12 protein-coding genes are annotated in these 14143 nt (G+C 75.1%); 4 read left to right on the top strand and 8 right to left on the bottom strand.

The window, feature by feature from the left end; translation table 11 throughout:
• Positions 1-73 precede the first annotated feature (73 nt).
• Positions 74-1270 carry a serine/threonine-protein kinase gene (locus ACFVHB_RS08660; protein ID WP_380317232.1) on the bottom strand — a complete coding sequence of 399 codons (1197 nt, stop codon included), beginning with the start codon at positions 1268-1270 and terminating at the stop codon, positions 74-76.
• 309 nt (positions 1271-1579) lie between these two features.
• Between ACFVHB_RS08660 and ACFVHB_RS08655 the strand changes: the two genes are divergently transcribed.
• A complete protein-coding gene (locus tag ACFVHB_RS08655) occupies positions 1580-2647 on the top strand; it encodes an alpha/beta hydrolase (RefSeq protein WP_380317229.1) in 1068 nt (355 codons plus the stop codon).
• Between the two features lie 639 nt (positions 2648-3286).
• Here ACFVHB_RS08655 and ACFVHB_RS08650 read toward each other — a convergent pair.
• Both ACFVHB_RS08650 and ACFVHB_RS08645 read right to left on the bottom strand, forming a co-directional pair.
• Complete coding sequence (locus ACFVHB_RS08650) at positions 3287-4498, bottom strand: ROK family transcriptional regulator (protein WP_380317226.1); 1212 nt, start codon at positions 4496-4498, stop codon at positions 3287-3289.
• A gap of 198 nt (positions 4499-4696) precedes the next feature.
• Positions 4697-5542: an SDR family NAD(P)-dependent oxidoreductase gene (locus tag ACFVHB_RS08645; RefSeq protein ID WP_380317223.1), complete on the bottom strand. Its 846-nt coding sequence runs from the start codon at positions 5540-5542 to the stop codon at positions 4697-4699.
• 92 nt (positions 5543-5634) lie between these two features.
• Between ACFVHB_RS08645 and ACFVHB_RS08640 the strand changes: the two genes are divergently transcribed.
• Complete coding sequence (locus tag ACFVHB_RS08640) at positions 5635-6105, top strand: MarR family winged helix-turn-helix transcriptional regulator (RefSeq protein ID WP_380317220.1); 471 nt, start codon at positions 5635-5637, stop codon at positions 6103-6105.
• Between the two features lie 422 nt (positions 6106-6527).
• Complete coding sequence (locus ACFVHB_RS08635) at positions 6528-8474, top strand: penicillin-binding transpeptidase domain-containing protein (protein WP_380317217.1); 1947 nt, start codon at positions 6528-6530, stop codon at positions 8472-8474.
• Positions 8475-8558: 84 nt separating this feature from the next.
• On the opposite strand, the gene ACFVHB_RS08630 is transcribed toward ACFVHB_RS08635, so the two are convergent.
• The 3 genes from ACFVHB_RS08630 to ACFVHB_RS08620 form a co-directional block, all read right to left on the bottom strand.
• On the bottom strand, positions 8559-9752 hold the full coding sequence (locus tag ACFVHB_RS08630) for a trans-sulfuration enzyme family protein (RefSeq protein WP_380317214.1): 1194 nt from the start codon (positions 9750-9752) through the stop codon (positions 8559-8561).
• A gap of 94 nt (positions 9753-9846) precedes the next feature.
• Entirely contained in the window at positions 9847-10113 is a 267-nt protein-coding gene (locus tag ACFVHB_RS08625; protein WP_380317212.1) for a hypothetical protein, read from the bottom strand.
• A 239-nt stretch (positions 10114-10352) separates the two neighbouring features.
• Positions 10353-11069: an SDR family oxidoreductase gene (locus tag ACFVHB_RS08620; protein WP_380317211.1), complete on the bottom strand. Its 717-nt coding sequence runs from the start codon at positions 11067-11069 to the stop codon at positions 10353-10355.
• Positions 11070-11214: 145 nt separating this feature from the next.
• Between ACFVHB_RS08620 and ACFVHB_RS08615 the strand changes: the two genes are divergently transcribed.
• A complete protein-coding gene (locus ACFVHB_RS08615) occupies positions 11215-12162 on the top strand; it encodes an AraC family transcriptional regulator (protein ID WP_380317208.1) in 948 nt (315 codons plus the stop codon).
• Between the two features lie 72 nt (positions 12163-12234).
• Here the strand turns inward: ACFVHB_RS08615 and lepB are convergent, their stop codons facing one another.
• Both lepB and ACFVHB_RS08605 read right to left on the bottom strand, forming a co-directional pair.
• Entirely contained in the window at positions 12235-13281 is a 1047-nt protein-coding gene (lepB, locus tag ACFVHB_RS08610) for a signal peptidase I (RefSeq protein WP_380317205.1), read from the bottom strand.
• 54 nt (positions 13282-13335) lie between these two features.
• Positions 13336-14028, bottom strand: a complete 693-nt coding sequence (locus ACFVHB_RS08605; protein ID WP_380317202.1) for a helix-turn-helix domain-containing protein — start codon at positions 14026-14028, stop codon at positions 13336-13338.
• Between the last annotated feature and the right edge of the window lie 115 nt (positions 14029-14143).

Raw genomic sequence — 14143 nt, 5'->3', positions numbered from 1 at the left:
GAGGCCGCCTCCCGGTTCGGCCGCCCGCCCACACCGTCCGTCAACCGTCGGGGCCCCCTTCGGCGACCGGCGATCAGAGCACCAGGGTGCGCCAGCCCTGGGTGATCTGGTCCTGAAGGGCCCCCGGGGCGGGGTGGGCGGTCAGCAGTTCCAGCAGGGCCGCGCCGTCGGCGGGGCGGCCCGCCGGGTCGGCGGTGAGCGCACGCGCCACGACGGCGGCCAGCGCGGGGTCCAGCGCCCGGACCGCCGCGAGCGCCGTGGGCTCGGGGCCGGTGTCGACGATCCGCCGGATCACCGCGCCGGTACTGGTCGCGGCGAACGGGCTGGCGCCGTACGCGGCGCAGACCACGCAGCAGGCCCAGGCCCAGACGTCGGCGGCCGTGCCCACCCGCTCGTCGCCGAACTGCTCGGGCGCCATGTAGGTGAGGGTGCCCGGCCCGCCGCCCGCCATGGTGAGCCTGGTGCCGTCCACCAGCGCGGCGATGCCGAAGTCGAGCAGGCGCGGCCCGGCGGTGGTCAGCATGATGTTGGCGGGTTTGAGGTCCCGGTGGATCAGCCCGAGCCGGTGCACCCCGGACAGGGCCACCGCCAGCGCGAGTGCCAGGGCCCGCAGCGCCTCGGGCGAGCGGATCGGGCCCTGCTCCCGCAGATGGGCGTCCAGGGGCCGGCCGTCCAGCAGTTCCATCACCAGGTACGGCCGTTGGCCGTCCACCCCGCCGTCGAGCACCCGGGCGGTGTAGGCGCCGGAGACCATGCCCAGCACCTCCGCCTCGCGCTCGAAGCGGCGCAGCAGCTCGGCGTCGTCCAGCAGTTCGAGGTTGATGGTCTTCAGCGCCACCTGGGTCGCCGCGCCCTCGCGCCGGGCCAGGTACACCGTGCCCATCCCACCGGAGCCGATCCGGCCCAGCAGGTGGTACCCGCCGATCGTCCGCGGCTCGCCCTGGTGCATCGGCTGGTGGGCGACGGTCGGGGCCGCCGTGACCGGCGCGGCGGGTGCGACCGGCGCGGCGGCGGGTGCGGCGGCCACAACGGGCGTGGCCGGGGCGGCGGGTGCGGCGGGTGCGGCCGGGGCCGCGGCCCCGGGCCCGGCCTGCGGCGGGAGGTACGCCGGGGACTGCGGGTGCGCGAGCGGGTGGACGGGCTGCGCCTGCGCCGCCGCGGCGGCGTCGAGCCGGTGTCGCCGGCGTCGGCCCCCGGCGGAGACCGCCCGGAACACCAGGACGACGGTAAGGATCAGGACGATCAGGGCCACCAGCGAGACCAGCTCCATGCGGCCACCCTAGGACGTCTCCGACGCTCCCCGCCAGGCGCGCGACGCTCCCCCGGAGTTCGGCCGGCCGGCGTCCGCCGGACGCCACGCGCCGTACGGGCGCAGGGCGTTCGGTGCGTGAAGCGGCCTCAGTCCGACCGCTCCCGCGCCGTGGTCCGCGGGCCGCGCCCGCGGCGCGGTCCGACGCCACGATGACCGAAAGGGCGTCATCCGCTCTGGCCACCACGTTTCCCCGGACCCGACCGGGCTGAGAAGCTGTCCCGGTCGGGATGCCGCCGGGCGTCCCTCGACCCCGGGGGAGGTCCCGTCGTGCGTGCCGGTGAACCGTCGTCGGAGCCCGGCCCCGCTCCCGTCGCCCGGCAAGCGCCGCCCTTCGACCGGGAGCTGCTCACGGTGCTGGCGGCCCTGGGCGAGCGGGCGAGGGAGCCGCTCACCCCGGAGAACCTCGCCGCCCGGCAGCAGCGGGACGCCACGGCCCGGCCCAGGCCGACGGTCGGGGACCTGCAGGCCGACGGCCGGTTCGAGGTCGCCGAACTGCGGGCACCGGGGGCCCCGGACGGGCCGGAGGTCACGCTCGTCAGCGCACGCCCCGCCGGGATCGCCGGGCCGCTCCCGGTGCTGTACTACCTGCACGGCGGCGGCATGGTCATGGGAAACGCCTGGTCCGTGCTCCCCCGGCTGCTGCGCGAATGGGCCCTCCCACTGCGGCTCGCCGTCCTCTCCGTCGAGTACCGGCTGGCGCCGCGGGCGCAGTACCCCGGCCCCGTGGAGGACTGCTACGCCGGCCTCGTCTGGGCGGCCGAGCACGCGGCCGGACTGGGCCTCGACGCGGACCGCATCCTGATCGGCGGGAAGAGCGCCGGAGGCGGGCTCGCCGCCGCGCTCGCCCTGCTGACCCGCGACCTCGGCGGGCCGGCGCCGATCGGCCAACTCCTCCTCAGCCCGATGCTCGACGACCGCAACGACACCTTCTCCAGCCACCAGCTGGCCGGCCACGACACCTGGGACCGCACCTCCAACGCGACCGCGTGGCGGGCCGCGCTCGGCGACCGGTACGGCGCCACCGACCTGCCGCCCTACGCGGCCCCCGCCCGCGCCACGGACCTGTCCGGCCTGCCCCCGGCCTACCTCGACGTCGGATCGGCCGAAACCTTCCGGGACGAGGCCGTGGCCTACGCCGACGCGATCTGGCGGGCCGGCGGCGAGGCCGAACTGCACGTCTGGCCCGGCGCGTTCCACGGCTTCGACACCCTCGCACCGCAGGCGGCCCTCAGCCAGGACGCCCGCGACGCCCGCACCCGCTGGCTCCGGCGGACCCTCGCCGGCACCGGCCACGTCCCTCCCGTCACTCCCCCCGGTCCCGCTTCGGACCTCTGAAGCCGACGGCCTCACCGCACCGGGCGGGCCGCCCGCGACCGCGCGGGCGGGTTCAGCCCCACCGTCATCCACCCGTCCGGTGGGCTCCGGTCGCGAGCCGGCCGGGCCCGGATCCGACACCACGGCCATCCGCAGACCGCGCCGGCCCAGCTCCTCCAGGGTGCCCACCACCTCGGGGAACGTCTCCAGGACCATCGCCGGGGGCACCTTCCGGCGCGGGTCGTCGCCGGGGCACCTCCCGGCGCGGGTCGGCAAGGAGCTCCGGTGTCGCGTCCGCACCGAGGCCACGAAGTGACACCCGGTGGTGGTCGTCGTGGTCGGGCGTCGACGGCGAGGCGACGAGGAAGCGGTCACCCACGGCGAAGGAGGCCGCGGAGGAGGCCGCGGACCGTTCCGTTCTGATCGCGGTCGAGGGCTCGGTGGGCGAGGGGTCGTGGGCGAGCACCGTCTGTCCAAAGTCCGCTCGCGGATTCCACCGGCCACCGATCGGCCGCCTCAGCACGCCGCCCCGAGCCGAAGCGGAGAGCCCGGAGTTCCTCGGGGGAAGACGGTCGCATCGTCACCCACCCGGTCCGACCGGCGGACCCCGCCGTCGATCCCCCCGCACCAGCCGCCGGGCGCGCACCGCGAACCGACCCGTCAGCCGGCGGCCACCGTCCGTCGCACGAAGACCTCGGGCCGGGCGATGTCCAGCGCCGTCGCGACGGCGCCGAGCAGGACGACCTCCTCCCCCAGTTCGCTCGGCGCGAGCCTGGGCCGCAACGGGGTGAGCCGGTGCAGGGCATGCTCCAGGGGCTCCATCAGCAGGTCGGCGCTGCTGCCGAGGCCGCCGCCGAGGACGACCAGATCCGGGTCCAGGACCGCCGACAGAACGGCGACGGCGTAGGCGAGTTGCCCGGCCTCGCGGTGGACGGCCTCGGTGGCGAGCGGATCGCCGGTACGGGCCGCGTCGAAGACCTGCTTGGCCGTCAGCGGGCCGGTCATGCCCAGCTCGCGCGCAGTCCGGACCACCGCGTCGGCCGCGGTGGCCTGCTCGATCGTGCCGCCCGGCTCGCCGTCGGGGCGGGGCGGCAGGGGCACGAGCCCGACCTCACCGGCTGCGCCGTGGGCGCCGGAGAGCAGTTCGCCGTCCTTCAGCACGCCGACGCCGAGGCCGGTGCCGATCAGCAGGTAGGCGAACATCCGGCTGCCCCGGCCGGCGCCCAGGGTGTACTCGCCGAGTGCGGCGAGGTTGGCGTCGTTGCCGACGGTGACGGCCGTCTCCAGCCCGTCCCCGATCCGGTCGAACAGACCGGGTCTGCCCCAGCCCGGCAGGCTGGTGGCGTAGCGGACGCCGCGCCGCTCCTCGTCCCAGACGCCGGGCGTGCCGATCACCGCGTGCACGATCTCGGCCGGCGCGAGCCCGGCCTCCGCCGTCGCCTCACGGGCCGCGGCCACCACGGCGTCGGCCACCGCGTTGGCGGTGCGGCCCTTGTTCGGGATGTCCCGGCGGGCGACGATCCGCCCCGCGAGGTCCGCCACGGCCACGCGCAGCCGGGCCCGGCCGATGTCCACGCCCAGCACGTGCCCGGCCGTCGGGTCCGGCTCGTACAACACCGCCGTCCGCCCGCGCTCGGGCACGAACCGCCCGGCCTCCCGCGCCAGCCCCGCCTGCTCCAGCGCCGCCAGGGCGGCGGACACGGTCGGCTTGGAGAGGCCGGTGTCCCGGGCCAACTGGGCCCGCGAGGAGGCCCCGCCGGTCCGCAGCAGTTCCAGCAGCAGCCACTCGTTGTTGCTGCGCAGCCGCTGCCGGTTCCACGGCTGCGCCGAGCCCCCACCCGGCGGAACGGTGCTCGGCAGGTGGCGGCTCATCGGTTCCTCCGGTCTCGGACACTGCGCGGCGGCCCGTGCTCAGGCCCCCGACAGTATGACCGCTCACCACCCCGCTCATCAGCCGTAATTCCGCCCCGCCACCACCCGGTGACCCAGCGCCTCCCCGCCGGCCGGCGGCGTGCCGTCCGCAGCCGCGGAACGCCGAGCGGATCACGGACCAGCGGTAGCCGTCCCGGCTCAGGCCACCCAGGAGCCCGTGAGGTTCTGGACGGCCGAGCCGTCGAGGTCGGCGAGCTTGGTGGCGACGAAGGCGCGGGCCCGGTCGGAGGTCTGGAGGCGGAACGGGGGGTGCTCGGCGGTGAGCGCGGCCGTGATCGTCTCGGCGGCCTCGGCCGAGGTCTGGGCGTCGGCGAAGGCGCCGCGGGTGCGCTCGACGTAGGCGGCGAGTGCGGGGGCGTAGGGGCCGGCGGCGGTGAGGAGGGCGGGCAGGTCGATGCCCTGGCTGGCGACGAACTCGCTGGCGACGGCGCCCGGTTCGACCACCGAGACGTGGACGCCGACGCCGGCGGCGACCGGGGCGAGCGACTCCATGAAGCCTTCGACGGCGAACTTGGCGGCGCAGTAGGCCTCGTTGAAGGGCTGGCCGATCACGCCGCCGACGCTGGTGACGGTGATGACGCGGCCGCCGCTCTCCCGCAGGTGCGGCAGCGCGGCCCGGGTCACCTCGACCACGCCGAAGAAGTTGACCTCCATGGTGGCGCGGACGGGGTCGAGGCCGCTCTGTTCGAGGGTGCCGACGTAACCGGCGCCGGCGTTGTTGACCACGGCGTCGAGCCGGCCGTACCGCGCGACGACCGAGGCCAGGCAGTCGGCGACGGAGGCCGGGTCGGTGACGTCGAGCCGGGCGACCTCGACGCGGTCGGTGACCCCGGCCTCGGCGGCGGCCGCGCGGAGCGCGTCGGAGCGCCCGAGGTCGCGCATGGTGGCGATGACCTGGTAGCCGGCACGGGCGGCGTCCACGGCGGCGGCGAGGCCGATGCCGGAGGAGGTGCCGGTGATGAGGACGGTGCGGGTGGTGCTCATGGAGGTGCTCCCGGAACGCTCGGCGTTTGTGTGCGTGCACACACACCATAGGCAATGCGTGCGCGCGCACGCAAACGGGTAGAGTTCTCGGCATGGCGCGCACCGACCTCACCCTGGGAGAACTGACCGCCCGCGACCACGCCTTCTACGGCCTGGTGTGGGCCGGCACCACCCTCAGCGCGCGCGTCGACCAGGCCCTGGCGAAGGCCCACGACCTGCCGCTGTCCTGGTTCGAGGTGATGCTCTGGCTGCACGGCCAGGAGGAACCGGTCGCCGCCTCCGACCTCGGCGCCAAGACGCTGCTCAGCCGCAGCCAGGTGTCCCGGGTGGCGGACTCGCTGCAGGCGCGCGGGCTGGTCGAGCGCGCGCCCTCCCCCACCGACGCCCGTTCGGTGCGGATCGCGCTCACCGCCGAGGGCCGCCGGCTCTTCGCCGCCGCCGACGCCACCCGTCGCGCCGCGCTCGCCGAGGTCTTCGACGACCGCCTGGACGACGCGGACATCGCGGCCCTGGAGGCGGTCTGGGCCAAGCTCAAGCAGCCGCCCGCCGGATCGAGAGCCTGACTCCGGAGCGGCGGGGCGAGGACATCGACGTCTCGCTCGACCGCCTCGCCGCCCGCACCTGCCCGCCACCGGCGAACCGGACGACCTGCTCGACGCCGTCCCGCACGTCCTCGCCCCGACCGGCCCGTCCGCCCCGGCGGCCGAGGACGACATCGCCGTCCTCGCCGCCCGCCCGCGGCCCCGCCCGGAGGGCGCGCCACCTGGGCCGGGGCTGCTCCGCCGAGACCGCCCCGCACACCCGCTCCTCCCGCTTCCGGCGCGGGTGCACCGTGCGCGCACGATCGCGGCCCCGCCGTCGGGCGGTCACCGGCACCGCACTACGCTGAACCGGGCCCGAACGATCCCGCCGGGCGGCCGTCCGGCCGCCGGAGCGGGGGTGGGGGTCGGGCCCGTAGCAGGAGAGATCTGGGGGGGGAAGAGCGATGTCCGGAGATCAGGGAACCGGCGGGTACGACGAGTACGCGGAGTACCGGCGCCACGCGGAACACCGGCCGCACGCCGAGTACGAGGAACACGCCGATGACGGGGAACCCGCCCGTTACGGCGAGCCCACCGAGTACGGGGAGCACGCCGAGTACGGGGAGCACGCCGAGTACGGGGAGCATATCCACGACGAGGAGCCCACCGAGCCCACCGCGTACGAGGAAGCCACCGCGTACGAGGAATCCACCACGTACGAGGAGCCTGCCGAGCAGGCGGACGCCCCGGCCCCGGCCCGGTCGCGGTCGCGCCGGGTCTGGCAGCTGGCCGTGGGTGCGGCCGTCGTCGGACTGCTGGCCGCCGGGGGGTACGGCGCGTACAACGTGGTGAACGCCGTGACGAACGGCTCCCCGGGGGACGGCGACCACGGGGACCACGCCGCCGCCGCGACGACGACGGCGGCGGCGCAACAGCCGCCGACCGCCGAGCAGGCCGACGCGGTGGCGAAGGAGTTCCTGGCGGCCTGGAGCCGGGGGGACGTCGCCGCCGCGTCCGCCCTGACCGACCGTCAGGACACCGCCCGCACGGCCCTGACGGCGTTCCGCGAGGCGGTGCGGACGCGCTCGTTCACACTGACCGGGACGGGCCCGGCGCCCACCGCCACGCCGAGCGAGCCGGCGCTCGGCTTCCGGGCGAAGGCGGAGTTCGAGGGCTCGGCCGGCGCCTGGGAGTACGACGGCGCGCTGAGCGTGGTGCGGGCGTCGGACGGGCGGACGGTCGTGCGCTGGTCGCCGAACGTCATCCACCCGCACCTGGACGCGGGCGAGACGATCGGCGTCCGGGCACTGCCCAACCCGGTGGTGAAGCCGACCGACCGCAACGGGAAGCCGCTCGACGCGTTCCCGTCGCTCCGGACGGTCCTGGCCAAGATCACGCCGGCCGACGGCTCGTCCGTGGTCACCGGGCAGGCCGTGGTGATCTCCGACGGCAGCGGGAAGCCGCCGGAGCAGTTGTTCGTCCTCACCCCGCCGAGCGCGCCGGAGATCCGGCTCACGCTGGACGCCGACCTCCAGCAGGCCGCCGAGGAGGCGGTGAAGCAGCAGGCGGCGGGCGGCAAGCCGGCCTCGCTGGTCGCCATCCAGCCGAGCACCGGCCACATCCTCGCGATCGCGTACGCGGACGACAAGTTCAACCGCGCCCTCGGGGGCGGGCAGCCGCCGGGCTCCACCATGAAGGTGATCACCTCGGCGGCCCTGCTGGAGGCCGGGTTGCGCCCGGACACGGCGGCGCCGTGCAAGGACACCACCAACTCCCCGCGGGCCTGGCACAACGACGAGCGCGGGGACTTCCCCGACTACACCCTCATCGACGACTTCACGCACTCCTGCAACACCGGCTTCATCGACAAGGGCCTGGAGAAGCTGCAGCTCGGGACGCTGCCGAGTGTCGCCCGCAACCAGTTCGGCCTCGGGCTGGAGTGGCACATCGGCGTCGAGAGCCGGGACGCCACGATCCCGGTGCCGAAGAGCAGGGACGAGGCGGCCGCCGAGTACATCGGTCAGGGCCAGATCCAGGTGAACTCGCTGGCGATGGCCTCGGTGGCGGCCACCGTGCAGAGCGGAACGTTCCGCCAGCCCGTGCTGCGGGAGGACGCCAAGCGGGTCACCGCCCCCGAGAAGCTGCCGGCGGGTGTCGCGCAGGACCTGCGGGACATGATGGCGAAGACGGCCACCCAGGGCACCGCGCAGCGGCCGATGGCCGGGCTGAGCGGCCAGATCGGCGCCAAGACCGGCACCGTGGAGGCCGGTGCGGGCAAGGACACCAACAGCTGGTTCATCGCCTACCGCGGCGATCTCGCGGTGGCGGCCGAGGTGGAGGGCGGCGGCCACGGCAACAGCGCGGCCGGGGTGGCCGCCGCCCAGGTGCTGAAGGCCGGCGGCAAGGGCTGACGGCCGCCACCCGGGCACCGGGCCGCTGCCGCACACCCCTGTGCCGCGGCGGCCCGGTCGGGCGTTCGATCCGAACGTCCGGTGTCAGACCTTGGCCAAGGCCTGCTCCAGGTCCGCCCACAGGTCCTCCGGGTGCTCGACGCCCACCGCGACGCGGACCGTGCCGGGGCCGATGCCGGCGGCGGCCAGTTCGGCGTCGGAGAGCTGGCGGTGCGAGGTGCTGGCCGGATGCAGGACGAGGGTCTGCACGCCGCCGAGGGACGGCGCGAGCGAGGCGAGCCTGACCGACTCGGTGAGGGTGCGGGCCGCCTCCCGGCCGCCGGCCAGGTCGAAGGCGAGCACGCCGCCCTGCCCCTCGGGCAGCAGCCGGCGGGCCAGCTCGTGGTCGGGGTGGCCGGGCAGGCCGGGGTAGTGGACGGCGGCGACGGCCGGGTGGGCGGCGAGCCGGCCGGCCAGGTCGAGCGCGGTGTCGCTGTGCCGGCGCATCCGCAGCGCCAGCGTCTGCATCCCGCGCAGCGTCAGCCACGCCGCGTACGGGTCGGCCGAGGCGCCCAGCTCGGTGGCGTACTGCCAGACCGTGCGGTGCAGTTCGGCATCGGCGAAGACGGCGACGCCGGCCAGCACGTCGCCGTGCCCGCCGAGGTACTTGGTGGCGGAGTGGATCACGATGTCGGCGCCGTGCTCGACGGGCCGGCAGAGCAGCGGGCTGGCGAAGGTGTTGTCCACCACGCCGACCACCCCCGCCTCCCGAGCGACGGCCAGCAGGGCCGGCAGGTCGGTGACCCGGGTGGTCGGGTTGGAGATCGTCTCCAGGTGCAGCAGCCGGGTGTTGGGGCGCAGCGCGGCCCGCACCTCGTCGGGGTCGTCACCGCGGACGTGGGTGACCGCGACGCCCCAGCGCCGGGAGAGGTCGGCGAGCATCGCGAAGGTGCCGCCGTACAGGCTCCGCTGCGCGATCACGTGGTCGCCGGAGCGCAGCAGGGCGAGCAGGACGGTGTTGATCGCGCCCATGCCGGAGGCGGTGGCGATCGCGCCCGCGCCGCCCTCCAGCCCGGCCACCGCGGTCTCCAGCGAACGGACCGTCGGGTTGCCGAAGCGGTTGTAGAAGAAGGCCTGGTCCGGGCCGGTGAAGGCGCCGACCAGCGCGTCGGAGTCCGCGAAGGCGAACAGGTGGCCCTGGTGGAGCGGCACCCCCAGCGGGCGGCTGCCCGCCACCTCCTGGACGGGCGGGTGGACGGTCCGGCTCTCGGGGCGCAGCGCGCGGTGGAAGTCGCTCATGCCGACCATCCTCGGTCGCCCGGCGGGTGGCGACCAGGGCCAATCCTGGTCAAGTGGCCTGCTCTCCGGGCTGCTTGACCCGCCGTCACCCCGCTCAGAGCCCCCCGGCCGGCAGCAGCACCATCCGGGCCGGGTCGTACGGCTCCCAGCGGGCCGGGCGGCCGCTCCGCGCGACCCGCAGCCGGCACCAGCGCGTTCCGACCCCGTCGTGCCACCAGCCGCTGATCCGGCCGAGCGCCCAGCTGCCGTCGCCGAAGTGCACCTCGACCGGCTGGTACACCCACTCGACGTCCGCTTCCGCGACCGCCGGGCCGTCGCCGTGCCCGCCGCCCCGCACCGGACCTCGCCGACTCTCCACCACGGTTCCGCCTCCCGTTTCCGGATCCGGCCGCGGACTCCCGGGCAGGGAACGGCCACGCGACCGGACGTACAGCTCACCCGCCCGACTCTACAGCCGTGTAGAGCACCAGGGGCCGGAACCGCGCACCACGCGCACCACACCATGCCCGCCGCCGACGCCGCGGCGAGAAGGCGTCGCGGCGGTGCGGCGTCGCTCCGCTGGCCGTGGTGCGGGGCGTCCGTGTCATGCGGGCATCCGTGTCACACCAGTGCCGCGCCGCCGTCGATCGCGAGCGTGGTGCCGGTGACGTAGCCGTTGGACAAGGCGAAGAGATAGGCCGCCGCGGCTTCCTCGGCGGTGCCGACACGCCGCGTGAGCAGGTCGGACCCGGCGCCCTGGAGGAAGGCCTCCGGGTCCGGGACGCTGCCCTCCCACAGCTCGGTACGGATCACGCCGGGCTGGATGACGTTGACGCGCAGCGGGGCGAGTTCCACGGCGAGTGCCCGGGACAGCGCCTCGATGCCGCCGGTGATGCCCGCCGTGAGCGCGGTTCCGGGCAGGGGGCGGATCGCGAGGACGCCGGAGCTGAAAGTGATCGAGCCGCCGTCGCGCAGTCGCGGTGCGGCGTACTTGGCGGAGAGGAACGCGCCCCAGAACCGGCGCTCGAAGACGGCCCTGGCCTCCTGCGGGGTGGTGTCGACCAACGGCTTGATCAGCAGGGATTCGCCCGCGGTGTAGACGAGGTGGTCGAACTCCCCGACCAGCTCGAAGAACGCGGCGATGGCGTTGCCGTCGGCGACGTCCAGGCGGTGGCCTTCGGCCGGCTCGCCCAACCGCTTCGTCGCGGCGTCCACGCGGTCCTGACTGCTGGAGGCGACCACGACGGCCGCGCCGGCCGCCGCGGCCTGTCGGGCCACGGCGAAGCCGATGCCGGAGGTTCCACCGATGATCACGATCTTCTTGCCGGCCAGAGACATGGGATCCGTTCCTTCGTCGATGCGGTGCCGGGGTTTCGGCAACCGCCATGGCAAGAAACATACGCCTCCCCATCGAGACGGTGAATGCCTGAAGATCCCGATTCCCTGTCATATCGTCTCGCCGTACCGGCACTAGAGTGGTGCCATGGACATCCTGAGCGACACCCTCGAAGTCCTGCGCACGGGACGCCCGATGGTGACTCGCACCGACGCGCACGCCCCGTGGGCCCTGACGTTCCAACCCGTCTCCGGAGCCGGATTCCACGTGGTCGTGGAAGGGCACTGCCACCTGCTGCCACCGCGCGGCCAACCGCTCGCGCTCGGACCCGGCGACATCGTGTTCCTGCGGCGCGGCAGCGGACACACCCTGGGCGACGTGCCGGACCGCGATCCGGTGGACTTCGTACCGGAGCGCGTGGACCGTTCCTCGCCGATCGGCCAGGTCACCGTGGACGGACCGGGGCCGCGCACGGTGCTGGTGTGCGGCGCGTACGCGATCGACGTCGATCGCCCGCATCCGCTGTTCAGCGATCTACCGGAGGTCATCCACCTCCCCGCGGTTCCCGGCCGCCACCCGGTGCTGCGCTCGGCGGTCGATCAGCTCTGCGCCGAGTTCCACGCGCCGCAGCCGGGCTCGGACGCGGTCGTCACGGCGCTCGTCGATCTGCTGCTGCTGTACATCCTCCGGTCGTGGTACGCCGAACTGCCGAAGAAGCGGACCCGGGGTTGGGCGGCCGCGCTGACCGACCCGGCAGTGGCCCCGGCCCTGAAGGCGATCCACGACGATCCCGGCCACCCCTGGACCGTGGAGTCGCTGGGCGCCCGCGCCGGGCTGTCCCGCTCGGCGTTCGCCCGCCGCTTCGCCGAGGTGGTCGGCGAGCCGCCGTTGACCTACCTGACCAACTGGCGGATGGCCACCGCGGCGCGGCTGCTGCACCACTCGCCGACCCCGCTGAGCACGATCGCGCAGCACGCGGGGTACACGTCGGAGTTCGCCTTCGCCAAAGCCTTCAAACGACACTTCGGGTCGCCGCCGGGGGCCTACCGCAGGCAGGCCAGGACGGCAGGCGACGACCCGGGCGGAGACGACTGACGGTGGGGGCCGGGCCGCCGCTCACGTGGTGGCGAACCGCGGAGCTCTCGAAGCGGCGTGCCGGCGGACGTTTCACCGGCGGCGGTGGCGGAGGAGGACGAGCGGGAGGGCGCCGACGAGCGCGGCGGCCTCCGGGGCCGGCAGTTCCTCCAGGGCGGCCGGGCCGCCGCCCCGCGCGTGCTGGTCGTCGAGGCCCTTCCGGTCGAAGGTGCCGGGTACGGACAGGGCGGCCCAGTGCGAGACCGGCCAGGCGACGACGAAGGCGCGGCCGATCACGTTGTCCACCGGGACGAAGCCGCCGTCGGGCCCGTTGACGTGGAAGCGGGAGTCGCTGGAGTCGTTGCGGTGGTCGCCCATCACCCAGAGCCGGTCCTCGGGGACCTTCACCGTGCCGGCCGGCGCGTCGTCGCACGGGGTCGCCCCCGGGTAGAGGTAGGGCTCGTCCAGTGGGACGCCGTTCACCTTGACCGGGCTGCCGCTATTGCACTCGACGGTGTCGCCGCCGACCGCGATCACCCGCTTGATCAGGTCCTTCTCGTCCGCCGAGGGCATCAGCCCCACCACGCCGAGCGCCTTCGTGACGGCCCGGACGACGGAGTTGCCGGACTCCTGGGGCGCCGTCTCCAGCCAGCCGCCCGGGTCGCGGAAGACCACGACCTCGCCGCGCTCGGGCGTGGCGCCGAACCACGGCGTCAGCTTGTCGACCAGCACCCGGTCGCCCTTCTCCAGGGCGGGCTGCATCGACCCCGAGGGGATCGAGAAGGCCTGGACGAAGAAGGTCTTGACGGCGAGGGAGAGCAGCAGGGCGATCACCACCAGGATCGGCAGCTCCTGCCAGAACGGACGCTTCTTGCGCTCCGTCGTGCCGCTCTCCGCCGTCTCCCCGTTCTCCCCCGCCGCGTCGCCGGTCTTGTCCCCGGTCTTGTCCCCGGTCGCGTCCCCAGCCCTGTCCCCGGTCGCGTCCCCAGCCCTGTCCCCGGTCGCGTCCCCGGTCGTCGAACCGCCGTCACCGCCCGCGCGTTCGTCGCTGAGCGCGACGTCGCCGCCCCGGCCCGCCGCGCCGCCCGGGGCCGCCGCCTCGCCCGCCGCGCCGGTCTCCGCGGTGTTCTCGCCACTCATCCCTGGGCCCCTCCGAACGGCCTGGCGGGGCCCGGCCGTGGGCCCCGTTGTCAGCTAACGAACGGAGGTTCCCGGCCGCGCCCGGACGTGCATCCGCTCGCCCTGGGCCCCGAACAGGCTGAGGAACTCGACCGCGTTCGGGCCCGCGTTGCCGAAGGCGTGCGGGATCCGGGTGTCGAACTCGGCGGCCTCGCCCGCGGTGAGGACGAGGTCCTGCGTGCCGAGCACCAGGCGCAGCCGGCCCGCCAGCACGTAGACCCACTCGTGGCCCTCGTGCACCCTGGTCTCCAGTTCGGGGCCGGAGCGGAAGCCCGGGGGCATGATCTGCTTGTAGGCGTGCAGCCCGCCGAGGTGGCGGGTGAGCGGGACGAAGGTCTGGCCGCCCCGGGTGAACGGCCGGGCGTGGACCCGGGGATCGCCGGTGGCCGGTGCGCCGACCAGTTCGTCCAACGGCACCCGGTACTCCCGGGCCAGCGGGAGCAGCAGTTCCAGGGTGGGCTTGCGCTGCCCGGACTCCAGGCGGGACAGCGTGCTGAGGGAGATGCCGGTGGCCTCGCTCAGCCGGGCCAGGGTGGTTCCCCGCTCCCGCCGCAACGCGCGCAACCGAGGTCCCACCGCGTCCAGGACGGTGGTGAGCTCGTCGCCGGGCGAACCGGACGGGTCGGTCGCGTCGGCCGGGCCGGCCGGGCCGGTGACGGGTGCGGCGGGGCCGTCGGTGTGGCGGCCGGCGTGCGGGGGATGGGCCATGCCTCTATCTGCCGCTCCGGCAAGCGGCTTTGTCAAACGGGCACCACCCACCCGGCGGTCCGGCGGCTTCGTGGGCGGGCGGTGCCCGTCAGCGCGCCGACCCGACCTACCGGAC

Source organism: Kitasatospora sp. NPDC127111, from assembly GCF_042677465.1.
Taxonomy (GTDB): domain Bacteria; phylum Actinomycetota; class Actinomycetes; order Streptomycetales; family Streptomycetaceae; genus Kitasatospora.
The sequence above is the reverse complement of the archived record's forward strand: the minus strand, read 5'-3'. Positions and strand labels throughout refer to the sequence as shown.

Excerpts from the sequence above, each read along its gene's own strand:
- lepB (WP_380317205.1), bottom strand. The coding sequence starts at position 13,281 with ATGAGTGGCGAGAACACCGCGGAGACCGGCGCGGCGGGCGAGGCGGCG.
- ACFVHB_RS08650 (WP_380317226.1), bottom strand. The coding sequence starts at position 4,498 with ATGAGCCGCCACCTGCCGAGCACCGTTCCGCCGGGTGGGGGCTCGGCG.
- ACFVHB_RS08620 (WP_380317211.1), bottom strand. The coding sequence starts at position 11,069 with ATGTCTCTGGCCGGCAAGAAGATCGTGATCATCGGTGGAACCTCCGGC.
- ACFVHB_RS08615 (WP_380317208.1), top strand. The coding sequence starts at position 11,215 with ATGGACATCCTGAGCGACACCCTCGAAGTCCTGCGCACGGGACGCCCG.
- ACFVHB_RS08630 (WP_380317214.1), bottom strand. The coding sequence starts at position 9,752 with ATGAGCGACTTCCACCGCGCGCTGCGCCCCGAGAGCCGGACCGTCCAC.
- ACFVHB_RS08645 (WP_380317223.1), bottom strand. The coding sequence starts at position 5,542 with ATGAGCACCACCCGCACCGTCCTCATCACCGGCACCTCCTCCGGCATC.
- ACFVHB_RS08660 (WP_380317232.1), bottom strand. The coding sequence starts at position 1,270 with ATGGAGCTGGTCTCGCTGGTGGCCCTGATCGTCCTGATCCTTACCGTC.
- ACFVHB_RS08635 (WP_380317217.1), top strand. The coding sequence starts at position 6,528 with ATGTCCGGAGATCAGGGAACCGGCGGGTACGACGAGTACGCGGAGTAC.
- ACFVHB_RS08605 (WP_380317202.1), bottom strand. The coding sequence starts at position 14,028 with ATGGCCCATCCCCCGCACGCCGGCCGCCACACCGACGGCCCCGCCGCA.
- ACFVHB_RS08640 (WP_380317220.1), top strand. The coding sequence starts at position 5,635 with ATGGCGCGCACCGACCTCACCCTGGGAGAACTGACCGCCCGCGACCAC.